The sequence below is a fragment of the Carboxylicivirga marina genome, from assembly GCF_016612505.1.
GTDB lineage: Bacteria > Bacteroidota > Bacteroidia > Bacteroidales > Marinilabiliaceae > Carboxylicivirga > Carboxylicivirga marina.
The window spans coordinates 151,190-170,530 of sequence record NZ_JAENRR010000005.1 but is presented as its reverse complement, the minus strand read 5'-3'; the positions used below and the strand labels follow the sequence as shown (position 1 = coordinate 170,530).

Genomic DNA, 19,341 nt, shown 5'->3' with positions numbered 1-19,341 from the left:
AGAATGCTTAAAAGCCATTAGTTATTCACATTTATTGTTGATAACTAATGACTTATGATGTTGTTAAGGATTAACTAGTTACTAGAATAAGAATAATTGTTTTTGTTTGAATAGCTTCTTAAACGTATCTCAAAAAATATTGTAAATGTATTTTGTTTAGATATTAATGTGAGAAATAAGGTTATGAGCTTATTAGTACATATTACCATTCGGCCTCTTTTTATTATTGTACTTGTTTTAACAAAAGCGTTAGTAAAACCGTAAAGTTGAGAGCTTGCTCGAAAATCATACGGTTGCACTTAGGCTTGAGTTAAATAAGAGTACAATAATAAAAGCAGCCTTGAACTTTTTTCCTTAGTTTTTTGGTTTAAGCTAAAAAAGTAAGTTGGGTTTGGGCGAATAGCCCAATCAATATAAAATATTTATGACAACATCGCTTTTAATTAAATTATTAAGCAATGTTGGATTCGTTTTCTAATGGATTTTTACTATTTTGTAGTTATCAATTCGAAATCATCGTCGCAGGGTCATAATTATTAACCATTTAAATTTAGTAATTATGACACGTAGAAAAGCTCAAGAAGTGAACGCCGGCTCAATGGCCGATATAGCGTTTTTGTTGTTAATATTTTTCCTTGTTACCACAACAATGGATAGCGACAAAGGATTAGGAACGGTACTACCACCGTTTATTGATGAACCAGATCCATTAACACCACCAAAGAATGATCGGAATGTATTTGAGATATTGGTTAATGCCGATAATCAATTAATGGTTGAAAAACAAGCGATGGATATAAGTGAGTTAACAATTGCCACCAAGGAGTTTGTTTTAAACCCACACAATAAATTAGATTTATCTGATAAGGAAACTAAAATCATTAAATTCTTAGGCGAAAGACAGGTGAGCAAGGGAATAATTTCGTTACAAACAGCAAATGATACCGAGTATCAGACATATTTGTTAGTGCAAAATGAAATTATAAGGGCTTACAACGAAATGCGCAATGATTTTTCTAATGAGCTGTTTGGGAGCGACTATAAGAAGCTCACAAAAGAAGAGAAAGAAGCAATTAGGAAAGCTTGTCCGAAATTAATTTCGGAGGCGGAACCAGTGAAGATTAACTAATATGGGAGTAGAAGAAAAAACCGGCCTAAGCCGGTTTTTTCTTTGGATTATTATAATGGAATATTTCCATGCTTCTTGGGCGGATTTGACTCATTTTTATTTTGAGACATTTCCAAGGCCTGTATCAATTTAAAGCGCGTTTCTTTCGGAAGAATAATCTCATCGACATATCCGAGTTCGGCTGCTCTGTATGGATTGGCAAAGTTTTCACGATAGTCATCTACACGCTCTGCTTTGGCAATTTCATCGGTTTCGCCTCTAAAGATGATGTTTACAGCACCTTCAGGTCCCATTACAGCTATTTCGGCAGTTGGGTATGCAAAATTAATGTCTGCTGATAAATGTTTTGACGCCATTACGTCGTATGCACCACCATAGGCTTTACGGGTGATAACCGTAATTTTAGGAACCGTAGCTTCGGCATAGGCATACAATAATTTGGCACCATGTTTAATAATACCGCCATATTCCTGCACTGTGCCTGGTAAAAATCCTGGTACATCAACAAAAGTAACAACCGGGATGTTGAAAGCGTCACAGAATCGTACAAATCGTGCTCCTTTGGCTGATGATTCAATATCCAGTACGCCTGCAAGGTAATTTGGCTGGTTTGCTACAATACCAACAGTTCGGCCTGCCATTCGACCAAAGCCGGTTATAATATTCTGCGCATAATTAGGCATTACTTCAAAAAAGTGCTGGTTGTCCACCACTTTACCTATGATATCGTGCATATCATATGGCTTATTCGGATCGGCAGGAATGAGTTCTTGCAATTCTTCACTCTCGCGCCTGATATCATCTGTGGTTGGCAGTACAGGTGGATCTTCCATATTATTAGAAGGAAGAAAGCTTAAAAGCTCACGAATCATCATTAGCGTATGTTCGTCATCATCACCCATAAAGTGCGCGACTCCACTCTTAGCATTATGGGTCATTGCCCCACCCAGCTCTTCTTTGGTAACCTCCTCATGTGTAACGGTTTTAATCACTTCAGGACCTGTTACAAACATATAACTGGTGTCCTTCACCATAAAAATGAAATCCGTTAGGGCAGGAGAGTATACGGCCCCACCGGCGCAAGGACCCATGATGGCTGAAATCTGTGGAATCACACCAGATGATTTAACATTAAGGAAAAAGATATCGCCATAGCCAGCCAGACTTTGAACGCCTTCCTGAATGCGGGCACCACCTGAATCGTTTAATCCAATAAGTGGAGCTCCCATTTTAAGTGCCAGTTTCGATACTTTAATAATCTTGTCGGCATTTGTTCGGCTTAATGAACCGCCAAAAACAGTGAAATCCTGGGCGAAAACATACACTAGCCTGCCATCCACTTTTCCATATCCAGTAATAAAGCCATCGCCAGGGAAATGATTTTTTTCCATCCCGAAATTGTTGCATCGGTGCTTTACCAATTTGTCCAGTTCAACGAAAGTGCCAGCATCTAAAAATACATCAATACGCTCTCGTGCTGTTAGTTTGCCACCTTTGTGTTGCTTTTCAATTCGCGCTTCGCCACCACCAGCTTCGGCTTCACGGTTGCGCTCCTCAAACTTCTTATATTTATCTTCTAAATTCTGCATTGTTCCAATTTTTCGTGTTATTCGATTTCGATTAATGGTTGATGGCCTTCAACGGCATCTCCTTCATTTACATGAATAGATTTAATAATGCCATCGACAGCGCTTTTGTATTCACTTTCCATTTTCATGGCAGATACAACAATAACCGTTTGACCTTTTTCAACAGTATCACCGACATTAACTGGTATCTTAACGATTTTACCTGGCATAGGTGTCGAAATCGTATTTCCACCGGCATCAAGGTTTGATTTTGAAGCATTGCGATAACGCGTTGCTGCATCAATCACCTCAATTTCGTAATAGTTGTTGATGGTGTTTACTTTGTAGTGGTTCAAGTCGTCTCCTTCAATCATCTCCATGTTAATGGACTGACCTTCAACTATTATGGAGTAAGCGTCATGTTCAACCTTTACCAAATCTAAATCATAAATTCGGTCGTCAATATCGACTTTGTATTTTGTGCCGTCCTGTTCCAGGATTTTAATTTTTGCTCGGCGCGTATCTATTTTAAGTTCAATAGGCATATTAGCTGATTTATAGTCGTATTACATTTTTACGTCGGCCATACTCTTTCCATGCCGATTTATTTGGTGTGGCCACATTTGTTTTGACTGCCGCTTCCTCCAGCTTTTGTGTATAGTCAAGAAATGCCACAAATAGGGCAACATCTTCACAGAAGTCAGTGCAATCATCCTCACTGGTCATTAAAAAGTCCATATTCTTTTCAATAAAGTGTGTGTCATAATTACCATCAACAAAATCATCTGCTTCCATAATTCGAGCTACAAAAGGAATAGATGTTTTAATACCTGTAATTTTGTATTCAAACAATGCTCGTTTCATGCGCTCAATAGCTTCTTCTCTCGTTGGAGCCCACGAAATTAGCTTGGAAATCATAGGGTCGTAATGAAAAGGTATTTCATAACCCTCATATACATAGCCATCGGTTCGGATTCCTAATCCCATTGGCTCAGTAATGTTTTTCACAACTCCCGGGCAAGGCATGAAATTGTTCTTATGGTCTTCGGCATAAATACGACACTCAATAGCATGTCCATTTTGGCGTAAGTCTTCTTGCTTAAACGATAAAGGCAGACCATTGGCAACGTTAATTTGAGCTTTAACAAGATCAACGCCTGTGGTGCGCTCTGTTATTGGGTGCTCAACTTGAAGGCGAGTATTCATCTCCAAAAAGTAAAAATTATGGTCGTTGTCAACTAAGAACTCTACGGTGCCTGCCCCCACATAGTCAACTGATTTGGCAGCGGCAATTGCTTGTTCTCCCATCTTCTGACGTAACTCTTGTGTCATAAGTGGGGAAGGTGTTTCTTCAACTACCTTTTGATGGCGACGCTGCACTGAGCACTCTCTTTCGAAGAGATGTACATAATTGCCATGCTGATCGGCCATTATCTGAAACTCAATGTGATGGGGTGATTCAATGTATTTTTCGATGTAAACTGCATCATCACCAAAGGCTGAGCGAGCTTCAGATTTAGCCATTTCATAAGCATTCACCAGCTCTTTATCTTCTCTGACAAGGCGCATACCTTTTCCGCCACCACCAGCACTTGCTTTAAGCATAACGGGGTAGCCAATCTCATCGGCAATGGACTTTAGTTTGCTCGGATCATCAATGTTCTCTTTTGTGCCAGGAACAACAGGCACATTTGATTCGATCATTAATTGACGGGCGGTTAGCTTGTCACCCATTGTGTTAATGGCGTGAATCGAAGGTCCGATGAAAATGATGCCAGCTTTTTTCACTTCCTCTGCAAAGTGTGCATTTTCAGATAGGAATCCATAGCCCGGATGGATGGCATCTGCTTTACATGAAGTAGCTACTTCAATGATTTTATCGACCTTTAAGTAACTTTCAGTTGAAGCAGCCGGTCCTACACAATAGGCTTCGTCTGCATATCTAACATGTTTAGCTGTTCTGTCAGCTTCGGAGAAGATGGCCACCGATTGGATGCCCATTTCACGACATGAGCGCATGACGCGAACGGCTATTTCACCTCGGTTGGCAACTAAAACTTTTTTGATCATAATGGAATAAAGATTTTTTTAATAAAAAATTAGAAGTCGAAATGTTTCAAAGAACATATAAAGACCTATAATTCCGTGTTGCAAAAAAGCTGATTTTTATCAGACTACCAAATTGTTTTATGATTTAGTTTGGAATGAATATAAATAAGTTCGGCACTAAACACCTGCCAATGTTGAAAAGTTATTAAGTGTATCTTTGTTATAATAATTTAATTTTGACTATTATGCTTAAGAAAAAAGTAGAAGAAATACTGATTAATCAAATTGAAAAGGAAGCATATTCTTCCAACTTGTATTTAGCTATGGCTGTTTGGGCCGATACTAATGGCTATGAGGGAACAGCAAATTGGCTTTATGCTCAGGCGGAAGAAGAGCGTCTTCATATGATGAAATTCATCAAGTATGTGAATGAGCGTGGAGGAAAAGCTATTATTCCGGCCATTGAACAACCACCTTCAAATTATGATGGTATAAAAGCTGTTTTTGCACAAGTTCAAGAGCATGAGCAGTATGTAACAGAGTTGATTAGTGGTATTGTGGGTGTGTGTCTTGATGAAAAGGATTTTACTACTCACAATTGGATTCAGTGGTTTGTTACTGAGCAAATTGAAGAAGAAGCTTCAGTAGCTGCTATCAATGATAAATTAAACCTGTTGGGCGATCACAATTTGTATATGTTCGATCGTGACATTATGAGTATGCGTGGTCAGGTACCTGCGAGTGCTGAGTAATGAATGTAATACATGAAAGATAAAACAAGAAAGCCGGCTATTTTGCCGGCTTTCTTGTTTATCAATTAGTAACAATCCGCTTAATGACGAATCGTTTTCATAATTTCTTCTTCTTTCGATATTTCATCACCAGCGAGTGTTATAGCAGTTTCAACAATTGCGAGGTGCGAATAGGCTTGTGGGAAGTTTCCAAGTAATCGGCGTGTTTTAAAATCTAAATCCTCGCTAAACAAACCTAAGTGATTGCCATAGGAAAGCAAGGTTTCAAACTTTTGTGTTGCCTCATCTTTCAGGCCGATTTTATACAAACTATTAATTAGCCAAAATGAACAAATAGTAAATGCAGATTGTGGCTCGCCGAAATCATCTTCATTTTTATAGCGATACATCAAACCATCGTGTTCTAACTCCTTTTTAATGGCTAAAACTGTTTTTTTGTATCGTTGATCATCTGCTTCAATAAAACCATATGATTCCATAAGCAGTACAGCAGCATCTAAATCATTTGAACCATATGATTGGGTAAATGTGTGTTTCTCTTCTGACCAGGCATTTTTATGAATATCTGCAGAGATTTCTTCTTCTAGTGTTTTCCACTGCTTGGCATATGTTTCTCTACCTAATAAACGTGCAATTTTTTGCGCACGATCAATTGCAACCCAACATAGTACTTTGCTAAAGGTGAAGTGTTTTCCTTCACTGCGAATTTCCCAGATACCTTTATCTGGTTCTTGCCAGTTTTCATCCACAACCTTTACGATGTTACGAACGATAGTCCATAAGTCTTCGCTATTACCTAGTGTGGTTTTGAATCGCTCAAAATATTGTAAAACAACATCCATCAATATTCCGTAGATGTCGTTTTGCTTTTGTACATATGCTGCATTACCGATACGCACTGGTTTACTGCCTTCGTATCCAGATAGGTGATCAAGTTCAATTTCATGCAGGTTCTTTTCACCATGTATGCCGTACATGATTTGCATTTTTTCACCTTTATCGGGCATTAAGGCAATAATAAAGTTCAGGTATCTTTCTGCAATCCGTTCATGACCCAATTGTGTCATTATTTTCACCACCATGGAGGCATCACGAATCCAACAAAAACGATAATCCCAGTTTCGCACCTCACCAATAGTTTCAGGTAATGATGTCGTAAGAGCTGCTAATATCGCACCTGATTTCTGATAATTAAGGAGCTTAAGCGTTAAGGCACTACGATTTATCTCCTTATCATATTTTTTAAATGTCGTTGTTTTATCTGACCAGTTCAACCAATATACCTTAGTGCGCTGGTGCTTTAAGTATGATCGGCTTGTCGACTGCTGAAGTAGCTTCTGATTATAGCTCAACAGTATAAACTCATTTTGCTTAATCGTTACTGGCAGCCTTTCTTTTATACTTTTTTTATCAAATGATGAATACAAATAAATTGAATCATATTCACCGTTGGTAGTATAGGCTTTGATGTACTCTTCTTCAACATCAACCTGTGTGTCAGGTAGTGCATATTCAAGCTTCGGTTCAAAGTTGATTACCACATTAACCGAACCTGATATGTGCTTGATATATCGAACGATGTCAGGCGGGGTGTAATAAACACCATCTTCATTACGGTAACGCGGCATAAAGTCATGAAGCTCAAATACACCGGAAGCACAAATAAATTTGGTTACTAATATATTTGTACGAGTGATGTAAAACTGCTCCGTTTCATATTCTTCTGTTGGTCTGACACTAAAAAAACCACCCTTTTCATCGTCAAGTATTTTTGCAAATGTTGATGGAGATGCAAAATGCGGTAAACACAACCATTCCACCGAGCCGGTTTTCGAAACCAACGCAGCACTTCGACAATTACCAATGATACCGTAATCAAGGTTCTTCATACGCAAATAAACTTATGCAAATTCAGTAAAAACTTCTTTTTTATAAACAATGATATAACCTATAAAGATGTATATTTGCTTTATAGTGCAAAAAAAATGGTATTTTTTTAATAATGCTACTATTTGGGGGTTTCTTTTAAAAAATCATGTTTCTAATATAATCTGCCTCTCGTAATTAGTTTGATAATCAGTGTTATATCTGGTTTTGTTATTAAGCTGTTGCATAGCAGAAAATAATCAAATTTAAGCCTATGTCAAAACTTCATATTGTTGCCAACAGGTTGCCGTATAGTTTAGTAAAAGAAGAAAGTGGATACAGTTTAATCGAAAGTGTGGGTGGATTGGCTACTGGAATGAAATCAGTATATACCGAATACGGAGGTAAATGGATTGGATGGTCAGGTGTTAATTCTGATGACTTGTCGACTGATGATAGTGCCGAAATTGATAGTTTGCTTAGTGAAAAGAGTTGTGTGACGGTTCCGTTAAGTGAGCAGGAAATACTTGAGTATTACGAAGGCTTCAGCAATAAAACGGTTTGGCCATTGTTTCATTATTTTACGCAGTATGTCGATTATTCTCCAGAAAATTGGAAAGCATACAAGCGTGTTAATCAGCGATTTGCCGATAGAGTCCTTGAGGTGGCTGAAGATGGGGATACTGTGTGGGTACACGATTATCAATTGCTATTAGTGCCGGGTATGATTAAATCGATGAAACCCAATGTGACAGTTGGTTTTTTTCTTCATATTCCGTTTCCATCATATGAGGTGTTTAGGATATTACCATGGCGTATGGAGCTGTTAGAAGGAATGTTGGGAGCTGATTTATTAGGTTTCCATATTTACGACTATGAACGTCACTTCTTAAGTTCGGTTCGTCGCTTATATGGTTATGAAATTGCCTTCAACGAAATTCATGCTGAAGATCGAATTATTAAGGCCGATTCTTTCCCAATGGGAATTGACTATGATAAATTTAAGAAAACATCAGCTGCAGTGATGCAGAAAACGATTCAGGAACGCTCTGAATTACATCAGGAGTTGGAGAAGTATTTTATGACTTCGCCAAATCGACGTTTGATTTTATCGATTGATCGCCTGGATTACACCAAGGGAATTCCTCAGCGCTTGAAAGCTTTCAGGAAATTCATGGAGAAATATCCGGAGTTTCATGGGAAAGTGACGCTGATAATGTTAGCTGTTCCTAGTCGGGGGCAGGTAGAGGAGTATATGATGCTTAAAAAAGAAGTGGATGAATTGGTTGGTAATATCAATGGTACCTATGGAAGCATTAATTATACGCCAGTTTGGTATTTCTATCGCGCAATGCCATTCGAGAATCTGGTTGAGCTATACAATATGTCTGATGTCGCCTTAATTACACCTTTACGTGATGGTATGAATCTGGTGGCTAAGGAATATGTCGCTTCACGAGGTAATCAAACAGGTGTCATTGTATTGAGTGAGATGGCAGGTGTTTCTAAGGAAATGGGAGAGGCCATAACCATTAATCCAATTAACGAAGATGAAATTGCCGAAGCTCTTTATCGTGCTTTAACAATGCCAATTGAAGAGCAGAAAGAGCGTATGGGGTATTTGCAGGAAAGGATTCAGCGTTATTCTGTTTTTAAGTGGGCTGGTGAATTTGTTGATGCCTTGGAGAATGTGAAGCGTATACAAAAGGAATTTTTGGTTAAGAAGATTACTTCTAGTGTTTTTGAGGATTTAAATGCTAAATACAATAAAGCTAAAAAACGTGCTATCTTCCTTGACTACGATGGAACACTAACTTCATTTCATAAGAATCCGCAAGAAGCGACTCCAAATGAAGAGTTGTACACGATTTTAAATCGTTTAATAGCTGATGAGAGGAATACAGTTACCATTATTAGTGGTCGTGACCGATACACGCTCGAGAAGTGGTTTGCTGATGTACCTATAAACCTTATTTGTGAACATGGTGTTTGGTTGCGCAAGTATGGTGAGGAATGGCAGACGCTTACGAAAGTTAATAATGACTGGATGCCTGTTATCCGACCAGTGCTAGAGCGATTTGTTGATCGTACACCAGGTTCATTTATTGAGGAAAAGAACTATTCGTTAGTATGGCATTATCGTAAGGCCGAGCCAGAACAGAGCTTGATTCGTGCCAATGAACTCAAAGATGAGTTGCTTAATTTAGTTGGCAACCTTAACCTCGAAATTATGGAAGGTAGCAAGGTGATTGAAGTCAAAAGTGGTGGTATCAATAAGGGAATTGCTGCAAATCAGTTCATCAATAATGAGAAATTTGATTATTTAATGGCAATGGGTGATGACTGGACAGATGAATATATGTTTAAAGAGCTGCAAGCAGAAGCAATAACAGTAAAAGTTGGTATTCAACGGACAAGTGCTAACTACAAACTAGAATCAGTTGATGCTGTGCGCAAATTCTTAAAACAATTAAGTGAATAGTACAAATTAAGGATGCAAAAAAAAAACGGCGCTGTTAAAGGTGCCGTTTTTTGTATCTGCCATCGTTAAATCTCTATTTTTCCTTTGAATACAAAAGTTGCCGGCCCCTTTAGCCATACATCATCAAATCCGATTTCATTTGGCTTCATCGTAACTTCAAGTTTACCTCCCAGAACATCGACTTTAAAATGTGTGTATTCAGGTTTTAATAAATGTGCCGAAATGGCAGATGCCACAACACCTGTTCCGCAAGCAAAGGTTTCATCTTCTACGCCACGTTCGTATGTCCGTACTTTAATCTGGTTCTCTGAATCAAACTGCACAAAGTTAACATTTGTGCCATCCGGGGCATATAACTCTGAGTATCTAATTTCTTTCCCTTCCTGAACAACATTAACATCGTCAACGTCATTAATAAAACAAACATGATGAGGGGAGCCGGTATTCATAAAAGTATAATTGTCAGCTTTTTTGATATCGTTAACGCTTATCATTTTAAGATTGACAATGCCATCGTTGTATGTTGCATGATGTTCACCATCAACTGCCATAAAAGAAAAGCTCTCAGGTGATTTAACAACATTCATATGCACAGCAAAAGCTGCAATACAACGTCCTCCATTACCACACATAGATGCTTCTCGGCCATCGCTGTTAAAATAGCGCATTGTAAAATCGAGTTCAGGGTGGCTTTCTAATAACATTAGTCCATCACCGCCAATGCCAAAATGTCTATCACACAAATGGTTGATTAATGAAACGTCATCTCCGTTAAACTGATTGTTTCTGTTGTCAATAATAACAAAATCATTGCCGGTTCCTTGATATTTATAGAAGTCAATCATACTCATTTTAAGTACTTTATTTAGTGTGTAACTAAACAAAAGACAAAACGTCTTGTTTTCATTACAAAAATACGTTGATATGACAGAATATCCTTAAAGTTTGGCAAAAAAACGTTAAGGTCAAGTTAAAGTAGGTGTCGGGTATAATTTTTGAGAACAATCTTTTACTATATTTCAATATCTAGATATAATAAATGTTAAAATCAGATGAATCTATTTGATGAAGATTGATTTTCGTAATTTACCTAACAGTAACTTAATAAAAGGATTATAATATGAATGCAAAAAGATTTTTTTTCACATTTGCCATTGCTGTTGTTACAGCTGTGAGTGTCGTTTATGTTTATTCACGCATTTCAAATAATGAACCCCAAATAATAACAGTTAAAGAGCAGGTCCCAGCCATTGGTCAGTTCGCATCTGCCCAGGTACAGGGTAATTTGCCTGATTTAACCTATGCTGCTGAAAGTAGTGTTCATGCTGTCGTTCACGTGAAAACCAGAAGCAGTGGGAAGGATTATTATTCCAATAACCCATTTTATGAGTTCTTTTTTGGTCCTGGAAGTGGATACCGTCAGCAACCACAACCTGTAATGGGGGCAGGTTCTGGTGTAATTTTAACTAAGGATGGATACATCATTACGAATAACCATGTCGTTGATAATGCCGATGAGATTGAAGTAACGCTAAATGACCGCCGTACATTTTCGGCAACTTTGGTAGGTGCAGATCCAACCTCTGATATTGCTTTATTAAAAATTGATGCAGAAGAATTACCGTTTGTGCCATATGGGGATTCAGATAACCTTAAGATTGGTGAATGGGTATTGGCTGTTGGAAATCCATTTAATTTAACTTCGACAGTAACAGCTGGTATTGTAAGTGCAAAAGCACGAAGCATTAATATTATTGCCAATCGAAATCAAACGCTCGGTGTTGAATCATTCATTCAAACAGATGCGGCTGTTAATCCTGGTAATAGTGGTGGGGCATTAGTAAACCAGCGAGGCGAATTGGTGGGAATTAATACCGCTATTGCATCACGCACAGGATCATTTACGGGTTATTCTTTTGCGGTACCGGTTACCATCGCTAAAAAAGTAGTTGCTGATTTAATGGAATTTGGTGAAGTACAGCGTGGTTTATTAGGTGTGAGTATAGTTGAAGTGAGTAATGTTACAAAAGATCAGGCTGATGAACTTGGTATTTCAATTGATAAAATAGAAGGTGTATTAGTTGGTAGTGTGGCTCCAAACGGTGGAGCAGAAGAAGCTGGAATTAAAGCCGGAGATATTATTTTGTCCGTTAATGGAGAGGATGTAAACTCGGTTCCTGAGTTGCAGGAGAGGGTAAGTATGCATCGACCTGGTGAAAAAGTAAATTTAATTGTGTTACGTAATGGAAAACAGAAACCTTTTGAGGTCACTTTACGTAATATACGCGGAACAACCGGTATTATTTCTTCGAATAAATTTGACGAAACTTTAGGAGCTACCTTAGAAGCAGTGTCTACGAGTGATTTACGTCGCCTTGGAGTGCGTTATGGCATACAAGTTGTAGAAGCAGGAAATGGAAGTTTACGTCAAAGTGGTGTTAAGGAAGGGTATATTATTACTAAAGTAAATAATATGCCTATTAAAACCGTTGGTGATTTTACGGCAGCAGTAAGTGAGGCTCAGGATGGATTGTTTTTAACAGGAATTTATCCAAATGGTAGAGTCGTGTACTATGCTGTAAACCTTGCTGATTAAAATGTTTTCTGGCTTTAAGGCATGAAAAGGTTGGAAAAATAAGGAATTTGTAGTACTTTTGTGCCGGATTTTTTATAAGGAATATGAGACAACTCAAGATAACTAAGTCGATAACTAACCGCGAAAGCGCATCTCTGGATAAGTACTTGCAGGAAATTGGACGTGAAGAACTAATTTCTGTTGAGGAAGAAGTAGAGTTGGCTCAGCGAATAAAAAAAGGTGATCAAATTGCTTTGGAAAAATTAACCCGAGCAAACCTTCGTTTTGTTGTATCTGTTGCAAAGCAGTACCAAAATCAGGGATTAAGTTTACCTGACTTAATTAATGAAGGAAACCTTGGATTGATTAAGGCGGCTGAAAAATTTGATGAAACCAGAGGATTTAAGTTTATTTCATATGCTGTTTGGTGGATTAGACAATCTATCTTACAGGCTTTGGCAGAGCAGTCTCGTATTGTTCGCTTGCCGCTTAATCAGGTTGGCTCGTTGAATAAAATCAATAAAGCTTACTCCAAATTTGAGCAAGAGAACGAACGTAAGCCTTCACCAGAAGAATTAGCAGATAAGTTAGAGTTACCGCCAGAAAAGGTGGCTGATACAATGCGTGTTTCAGGTCGTCATATTTCAGTTGATGCGCCATTTGTTGAAGGTGAAGATAATAGTTTGTTGGATGTATTGGTAAATAGCGATTCTCCAAATGCCGATAAGTCTTTGATTAATGAGTCATTAGCTCGTGAGATTGAAAGAGCATTAGCAACATTAACTGAGCGTGAGAGTGATATTATCAAATTATTCTTCGGTATTGGTTGTCAGGAAATGACACTTGAAGAAATTGGTGAGCGCTTTGGATTAACGCGTGAGCGTGTTCGTCAGATTAAAGAAAAGGCAATTCGTCGTTTGCGTCACACTTCTCGAAGTAAATTGTTGAAATCTTATTTAGGATAAACTACAATTAAATATATAATAAGCCTCGAAGTAATTTACTTCGAGGTTTTTTTATGCATTAATTCTTCAAGCCTTTTAATCTCGTCACGATACTGTGCTGCTGTAATAAAATCCAGTTCTTTGGCAGCTTTTTGCATCTCTTTTCTTGTTTTCTCAATTGTTTTCTTAAGTGCATCGCTACTCATGTATTCCACAACCGGGTCTGCAGCTATATTATTGGTGTCGGGCTCAACGTAGGCTTTTGAATTAGTAGATGATTCAATAATGCTTGTTAATTGTTTGTTTATTTGTGTTGGTACGATATTGTTATCCTGATTGTATTTTAGCTGTTTCTCACGTCGGTATAATGTAGCGTCAATGGTAGCTTGCATACTTTTGGTAATTTTGTCAGCATACATAATAACTCGGCCATTTAGGTTACGCGCGGCTCTGCCTGCTGTTTGGGTCAATGAGCGTTCAGAGCGTAAGAAGCCTTCTTTATCGGCATCTAAAATGGCCACTAGAGATACTTCTGGCAAGTCTAAGCCTTCGCGTAATAGATTAACTCCAATAAGCACATCGAATGTACCTAAACGTAGGTTTTCCATTATTTTGACACGTTCGAGCGTATCTACGTCCGAATGAATGTATTCGCATTTGATTGAAAGGCGGGTCAGGTACTTTGTTAATTCTTCAGCCATGCGCTTGGTAAGGGTTGTTACTAATATGCGCTCTTTCTTCTCGATACGGTCGTTTATTTCATTAATTAGATCGTCAATTTGGTTTTGACTGGGCCGGACATCTATTTCAGGATCCAACAAGCCGGTTGGTCGAATTAACTGCTCAACAACAATGCCTTCAGATTTTTCCAATTCATAATCGGCCGGGGTTGCACTAACGTATATGATTTGGTTAATTAGTGTTTCAAATTCTTCAAACTGCAAAGGGCGGTTGTCCATGGCAGCAGGTAATCTGAATCCATATTCTACAAGATTTTGTTTTCTTGATTTATCACCACCATACATGGCTCTAATTTGCGGGATAGTTACATGGCTCTCATCAATAACAACCATGTAATCGTCAGGGAAATAATCAAGTAAACAGAATGGTCGTGTGCCTTCTTGTCGGCCATCAAAATATCGCGAATAGTTTTCGATACCTGGGCAATATCCAAGTTCGCGAATCATTTCTAAATCGTAATTAACTCGTTCATCAAGGCGCTTGGCTTCTTGTGTTTTACCATTTCCTCGTAGAAATGCCAGGTGTTGAGTTAAATCATCCTGTATTTCTTTAATGGCTTCCTGTGTTCTTTCTTTGGACGTGATGAAGATATTCGCCGGATAAATTGTGATTTTATCCATTGATTCAATGCGCTTTCCATTTTCGGGATGGAAAATTTCTATGTCTTCAATTTCATCTCCCCAAAAGATAATGCGGCAAGCGTGATCGGCATAAGCTAGAAATATTTCTACCGTATCTCCTTTAACTCGAAAGTTGCCGCGTTCAAACATTACTTCATTTCTGGAATATAGGCTGTCAACCAATTGTCGAAGGAATACATTTCTCGAAATGCTCATTTCTTTTTCTAGGGTAATGACACCTGAATGGAAGTCTTCAGGATTACCTATGCCATAGAGGCAAGAGACAGATGAAATTACGATCACATCTCTTCGTCCTGATAATAGAGCAGATGTGGCACTAAGTCTTAATTTTTCAATCTCATCATTAATCGATAAATCCTTTTCAATGTATGTGTCTGTAACCGGCAAATATGCTTCAGGTTGATAGTAATCGTAATAAGAAACGAAGTATTCAACTGCATTTTTAGGGAAGAATTGTTTAAACTCACCATATAGCTGTGCAGCTAGTGTTTTATTGTGCGAGAGTATAAGGGTTGGTTTCTGAACTTGCTCAATCACATTTGCTACTGTAAAAGTTTTGCCAGATCCGGTCACTCCCAGTAGCGATTGATGTTTCGTGCTTTCAGTGATACCCTGAGTTAATTGTTCAATAGCTTGTGGTTGATCTCCTGTTGGAGAAAAGTCTGATATTATCTTGAGTTCCATGAGAGGTCTGTTTTCAGAAACATAAAAGACAAAAAAAGAGTTGCTTTTGCAACTCTTCTGTATAATAATTTAGTTATCTATCTTTTTTTTCGACGCTTCTTATTAATAGACTTCAAATTCTTTTTCGATGAACTCTTGTATTGAGAGCGTGTTTTTAAGTATGCTTTACGATTGTATTTAGGCTCATTTTTCCAGCGACTGTCATCGATTAAGAATGTTAAGCCAAAACTGGTCGTATAGTAAAAGTCATTGGCATCTGTTTTATGTACATTGCCAGCTCCGTCTGTCCACTCACTGTGTGCATCAAGTTCATCGGATGTAGGGAAGGTGCCAATAGCTTCTATGTTTACGCTCCATTGAGAGTTTATCCAATATGATAAACCAAGGCCTCCTGCAATGGATGCAGTGATACCACTTTTGTCTCTCCAGTGAAGGCCGTCTTCATTACCAGACCCAGTACCAAAATATTCTGACGCACTATAGTAAATCATTCCAACCTGTCCGATTACATAAGGGTTGAAAGAACGTTGTTTATAGTATCCTAGTAATATATTTAATGGTTTAAATGACGCTCCAACATTAAACTCAGCATAGGTGTTATCGAAATAGGCGTATATGTCACCAACGTAATTTATTTCATCACCAGAAGAGTACGCGTGTTGAGTTCCACTCATTTTTCCACCCATAATCGAGGCTCTTCCTGACAAAAATGGAGTTAGTTCTTTCTCGCCAACTACTCCTAGTGAAAAATTTGTTCTGCCATCGTCAACCAAATCACCATAAAAATGGTTAGCACCAACACGTCCGGTGACACTAAAACCCTCCCAAATACGTGGTTTTCTTCTGCGTTGTGCATTAGATTCAGGTAGGATGGTTGCAAGCAAAACAATAAATACAATAAAATATCTAAATGATAACGGCATTCGAATGTGCTTTAATTACGATGTAAAAATGTAAAAAACTTTACGATTACGAAAATCAAATGTTTCAAAGTTGTAATAAAGATGCGTGTTTATGGAAAAAACTTTACAGAATGCACTTTTTTTTTAACCAAAGTACCTATTTATTTGATGTAAATATTCTGCGCCGCTTTAATTGTTTCTTTAATAATGTCGAAATCTGAGTAAAATAGATTGAATTCAGGTAGTCCTGGAATGCCTCCCATTTTAATCGCTTCGTTTTTATATTCCATTGGTGAATCAAATGTTTTACGAGCAGAAAAATGAAATTCGCTTGCTTTTGTGATTTTACCAATTTTTGCAATGTTATCAGGTTTAATGCCTGAGCCTACTAAAATTGTTATTTTATTAGCCGCTTTTTCTACAAGTTTAGAAATATTTTGTACACCTAAGAGTGCCGTTTGCTCCATTCCGGATGTGAGAATTCGAGAAACACCTATGTCAATGAGTTTATTGAGTGCAATAAATGGGTCTTTGCACATATCAAATGCGCGATGAAAAGTAAATGGTAAATCGCCACATGCAGCTATTAATTTTTTTGTGTTTTTAACATCAATCTCCCCCGATTTTAATAAACAACCCGAAACGAAGCCGTCGGCGCCAAGTTGTTTTGCGATTTCAATGTCAGCAAGCATAACTTCTATTTCTTCATTGGAATAGACAAAGTCGCCGCCACGTGGCCTTATGATGATAAAGACTTTAATGTCTGTAGCTATGTTTTTAACCTGTTTAATCATGCCTGCACTTGGTGTTGTGCCTCCTTCAAAAAGATTGTCACATAACTCAACACGATGTGCGCCTGCTGCTTGTGCATTAATTGCCGATTGAACGGAATCAATACAGATTTCAAACTTTAATTCCTTATTCATTGCTATCTAAATACGATCTTAGGTTATTGATATTAGTTTCCGAAATAAAGCTTTTTGCTTGTGGAGTATAAAGATAATCTATCTCATTGTTAAAATACTCTTCAACTTTTGGGCGAACCACTTTCATTGTACTGTTGAGTAGTTTATTTTTTTCACTAAAGGCTTCACTCAAAACTATTAATGTACTTGGTAGCCATCTGGTAGGAAAATTGAAACTTTCTTTATTGTGTGCTTTTAGTTCATCAATTTCATTTTGGATTAGCTCAAGGACTTTGACGATTGTTTTGTCGTCGTTTGTAGTATAGTTATTCGTTTTCATCCATTGCTTAATTTTCTCTTTGTTGGCAACGATAAGTCCTGATGTGAATGGGTTTTGATTGTTATGAAGGACGAACTGGTCTATAAAACTACAATGGTCAATTACTGTTTCTTCAATGCCTTCGGGGCTATATTTCTCGCCATCAGCGCCAATCAAAAGGCTCTTGAAACGACCTAAAACATACAAGTAGTTTTCTTCGTCTAAATAACCAAGATCGCCAGTGTAAAGCCAATCATTTTTTATGGTTTCTTTGGTTGCTTCATCGTTTTGCCAATAACCTTTCATTACGTTTTCGCCTTTTATCACAATCTCTCCTTTTTCACCTATGGGTAGTTTGTTGTCATCGTCATCACAAATCTTAATTTCAAGTTGATTAACTACTTTACCTGAAGAACCTAATTTGTGATATTTAGGTGTGTTGGCCGAAATGATTGGTGAAGCTTCGCTAAGTCCGTAGCCCTGGTACATAGGAATGCCTATCGCATAAAAGAAACGTTGGAGTTCAATGTCAAGTAAGGCTCCACCTCCAATAAAGTACTTTAGATTACCTCCAAAACGTTCTTTTATCTTGTTGAAAATAATTTTATTAAAAAGTGAATAAAGTGGGTAGCTTAATTTCTTAAAGCCTTTCCCTGCATTCTGGCCATTACCGTTGTACCAGTATGCGAAGTTCAGCCCTGTTTTGAAAAGATTAGCAGCTGATGTGCCTTTTCCCTCAATTGCTTTTTCAATATTTTTCTTAAAGTTTTTAGCCAATGCAGGTACGCTCATTAGAATTTCAGGCTTAATCTCTTGCATATTTGTGACAAAATTCTTCAAAGTTTCAAGTTGATTAAGGCCAATCTGAACTGAGGCTATGGATGCTCCTTTGTGCATAAAGGAGTATAGGGAGGCTGTGTGTGCGAATGCATGATCCCAGGGTAGTACAACAAGGGTTTTGTAATGCTGTGGTATGTTTATATAGCTAAAGGCTTGTTCAATGTTAGCTGTGTAGTTTCGGTGTGATAAGATAATTCCTTTAGGATCGGCCGTTGTTCCAGATGTGTAGCAAATATTTGCGTGGGTGTCAGGAGTGATTGATTCTACAATACTTTGTAACTGTTTTGGATTATTGTTTTTATATTCCTCAGCATCCTCATAAAACTGGTTAATGCTAATCTCGTTTGAACCTAGATCGTTAAGCTCATCCAGAATGATAATTCTCTTCACATCCGTTAACTGATCTTTTACAGCTCTTATTTTTTCTAGTTGATTGATTGATACTATAATGGTTTTTGCACCTGAATGATTGAGTCTAAAAATTAAATCGGTATCCGCTTCAAGTTTTGTTGATAATGGTACATTGATAGCTCCAATATGCAATATAGCTAATTCACTCACTAGCCATAAACGTCGTCCTTCTGACAGAAGTGCGACTCTTTCGCCTTGTCCTATGCCACAATTTAACAGCCCATTGCTAAATAGGTGAACTTCTTTTTGAATACTACTGTATGTGAATGATTCAAATTTGTCACTATTCTTTTCCCAAATCAATGTATTGTTGGGATAGTTCTTGACACTATTCTCAAAAAAATCGATTAAGCTTTGCATAATGTTGTTGTTTTCTATAACGAAATATAAGGCAAAAAAACGAGAAGTGGGTGTTCGTTTTCGCCCATGTGGTGTGTAAATGCGAACAGTACTATCTGGTGTCAATTAATGTAATGTGAATGTTTACAGTGTTATACGGATTGTGGCATTGAAGTTGAATTGATTAATTTACA

Annotated in this window: 14 protein-coding genes; 5 read left to right on the top strand and 9 right to left on the bottom strand. The window is 37.7% G+C overall.

Annotated elements, in window-relative coordinates:
* The first annotated feature begins 559 nt into the window (after positions 1 to 559).
* Positions 560 to 1,129, top strand: coding sequence for an ExbD/TolR family protein (locus tag JIV24_RS03625; RefSeq protein ID WP_200463640.1), 570 nt, complete (start codon positions 560 to 562; stop codon positions 1,127 to 1,129).
* A 50-nt stretch (positions 1,130 to 1,179) separates the two neighbouring features.
* Here the strand turns inward: JIV24_RS03625 and JIV24_RS03620 are convergent, their stop codons facing one another.
* From JIV24_RS03620 to accC, 3 genes are read right to left on the bottom strand one after another with little or no spacing between them, the layout of a single operon-like run.
* Positions 1,180 to 2,718, bottom strand: coding sequence for an acyl-CoA carboxylase subunit beta (locus JIV24_RS03620; RefSeq protein ID WP_200463639.1), 1,539 nt, complete (start codon positions 2,716 to 2,718; stop codon positions 1,180 to 1,182).
* Between the two features lie 17 nt (positions 2,719 to 2,735).
* Positions 2,736 to 3,242, bottom strand: coding sequence for an acetyl-CoA carboxylase biotin carboxyl carrier protein subunit (locus JIV24_RS03615; RefSeq protein ID WP_200463638.1), 507 nt, complete (start codon positions 3,240 to 3,242; stop codon positions 2,736 to 2,738).
* A 10-nt stretch (positions 3,243 to 3,252) separates the two neighbouring features.
* Positions 3,253 to 4,767, bottom strand: a complete 1,515-nt coding sequence (gene accC, locus JIV24_RS03610) for an acetyl-CoA carboxylase biotin carboxylase subunit (protein ID WP_200463637.1) — start codon at positions 4,765 to 4,767, stop codon at positions 3,253 to 3,255.
* A 224-nt stretch (positions 4,768 to 4,991) separates the two neighbouring features.
* On the opposite strand from accC, the gene JIV24_RS03605 reads away from it, so the two are divergent.
* Positions 4,992 to 5,498 (top strand): ferritin, encoded by a 507-nt coding sequence (locus tag JIV24_RS03605; RefSeq protein ID WP_200463636.1) that lies wholly within the window; start codon positions 4,992 to 4,994, stop codon positions 5,496 to 5,498.
* An 80-nt stretch (positions 5,499 to 5,578) separates the two neighbouring features.
* Here the strand turns inward: JIV24_RS03605 and JIV24_RS03600 are convergent, their stop codons facing one another.
* Complete coding sequence (locus tag JIV24_RS03600) at positions 5,579 to 7,387, bottom strand: glycoside hydrolase family 15 protein (protein WP_200463635.1); 1,809 nt, start codon at positions 7,385 to 7,387, stop codon at positions 5,579 to 5,581.
* 251 nt (positions 7,388 to 7,638) lie between these two features.
* Here JIV24_RS03600 and JIV24_RS03595 point away from each other — a divergent pair, with 251 nt between their 5' ends.
* The gene (locus JIV24_RS03595; RefSeq protein ID WP_200463634.1) at positions 7,639 to 9,846 is read left to right on the top strand and encodes a bifunctional alpha,alpha-trehalose-phosphate synthase (UDP-forming)/trehalose-phosphatase; all 2,208 of its coding nucleotides are present in this window, start codon (positions 7,639 to 7,641) and stop codon (positions 9,844 to 9,846) included.
* Positions 9,847 to 9,911: 65 nt separating this feature from the next.
* On the opposite strand, the gene dapF is transcribed toward JIV24_RS03595, so the two are convergent.
* On the bottom strand, positions 9,912 to 10,697 hold the full coding sequence (gene dapF, locus JIV24_RS03590) for a diaminopimelate epimerase (RefSeq protein ID WP_200463633.1): 786 nt from the start codon (positions 10,695 to 10,697) through the stop codon (positions 9,912 to 9,914).
* Between the two features lie 269 nt (positions 10,698 to 10,966).
* Between dapF and JIV24_RS03585 the strand changes: the two genes are divergently transcribed.
* Together JIV24_RS03585 and JIV24_RS03580 are read left to right on the top strand one after the other, a co-directional pair.
* Positions 10,967 to 12,442 (top strand): Do family serine endopeptidase, encoded by a 1,476-nt coding sequence (locus JIV24_RS03585; RefSeq protein ID WP_200463632.1) that lies wholly within the window; start codon positions 10,967 to 10,969, stop codon positions 12,440 to 12,442.
* Positions 12,443 to 12,525: 83 nt separating this feature from the next.
* Positions 12,526 to 13,386 carry a sigma-70 family RNA polymerase sigma factor gene (locus JIV24_RS03580; protein ID WP_200463631.1) on the top strand — a complete coding sequence of 287 codons (861 nt, stop codon included), beginning with the start codon at positions 12,526 to 12,528 and terminating at the stop codon, positions 13,384 to 13,386.
* 35 nt (positions 13,387 to 13,421) lie between these two features.
* Here the strand turns inward: JIV24_RS03580 and uvrB are convergent, their stop codons facing one another.
* The 4 genes from uvrB to JIV24_RS03560 all read right to left on the bottom strand — a co-directional run bounded on the left by uvrB (position 13,422) and on the right by JIV24_RS03560 (position 19,168).
* Entirely contained in the window at positions 13,422 to 15,431 is a 2,010-nt protein-coding gene (gene uvrB, locus JIV24_RS03575; protein ID WP_200463630.1) for an excinuclease ABC subunit UvrB, read from the bottom strand.
* 77 nt (positions 15,432 to 15,508) lie between these two features.
* Positions 15,509 to 16,354, bottom strand: a complete 846-nt coding sequence (locus JIV24_RS03570; RefSeq protein ID WP_200463629.1) for a hypothetical protein — start codon at positions 16,352 to 16,354, stop codon at positions 15,509 to 15,511.
* A 140-nt stretch (positions 16,355 to 16,494) separates the two neighbouring features.
* Entirely contained in the window at positions 16,495 to 17,259 is a 765-nt protein-coding gene (locus JIV24_RS03565) for a copper homeostasis protein CutC (protein WP_200463628.1), read from the bottom strand.
* Complete coding sequence (locus JIV24_RS03560; RefSeq protein ID WP_200463627.1) at positions 17,252 to 19,168, bottom strand: AMP-dependent synthetase/ligase; 1,917 nt, start codon at positions 19,166 to 19,168, stop codon at positions 17,252 to 17,254. Before JIV24_RS03560 ends, JIV24_RS03565 begins: the two co-directional genes overlap by 8 nt.
* Positions 19,169 to 19,341: the final 173 nt, after the last annotated feature.

Coding starts and splice junctions, on each gene's coding strand:
- JIV24_RS03585 (WP_200463632.1), top strand. CDS start 10,967: ATGAATGCAAAAAGATTTTTTTTCACATTTGCCATTGCTGTTGTTACA.
- accC (WP_200463637.1), bottom strand. CDS start 4,767: ATGATCAAAAAAGTTTTAGTTGCCAACCGAGGTGAAATAGCCGTTCGC.
- JIV24_RS03620 (WP_200463639.1), bottom strand. CDS start 2,718: ATGCAGAATTTAGAAGATAAATATAAGAAGTTTGAGGAGCGCAACCGT.
- JIV24_RS03565 (WP_200463628.1), bottom strand. CDS start 17,259: ATGAATAAGGAATTAAAGTTTGAAATCTGTATTGATTCCGTTCAATCG.
- JIV24_RS03570 (WP_200463629.1), bottom strand. CDS start 16,354: ATGCCGTTATCATTTAGATATTTTATTGTATTTATTGTTTTGCTTGCA.
- JIV24_RS03615 (WP_200463638.1), bottom strand. CDS start 3,242: ATGCCTATTGAACTTAAAATAGATACGCGCCGAGCAAAAATTAAAATC.
- JIV24_RS03580 (WP_200463631.1), top strand. CDS start 12,526: ATGAGACAACTCAAGATAACTAAGTCGATAACTAACCGCGAAAGCGCA.
- JIV24_RS03560 (WP_200463627.1), bottom strand. CDS start 19,168: ATGCAAAGCTTAATCGATTTTTTTGAGAATAGTGTCAAGAACTATCCC.
- dapF (WP_200463633.1), bottom strand. CDS start 10,697: ATGAGTATGATTGACTTCTATAAATATCAAGGAACCGGCAATGATTTT.
- JIV24_RS03625 (WP_200463640.1), top strand. CDS start 560: ATGACACGTAGAAAAGCTCAAGAAGTGAACGCCGGCTCAATGGCCGAT.
- uvrB (WP_200463630.1), bottom strand. CDS start 15,431: ATGGAACTCAAGATAATATCAGACTTTTCTCCAACAGGAGATCAACCA.
- JIV24_RS03605 (WP_200463636.1), top strand. CDS start 4,992: ATGCTTAAGAAAAAAGTAGAAGAAATACTGATTAATCAAATTGAAAAG.
- JIV24_RS03600 (WP_200463635.1), bottom strand. CDS start 7,387: ATGAAGAACCTTGATTACGGTATCATTGGTAATTGTCGAAGTGCTGCG.
- JIV24_RS03595 (WP_200463634.1), top strand. CDS start 7,639: ATGTCAAAACTTCATATTGTTGCCAACAGGTTGCCGTATAGTTTAGTA.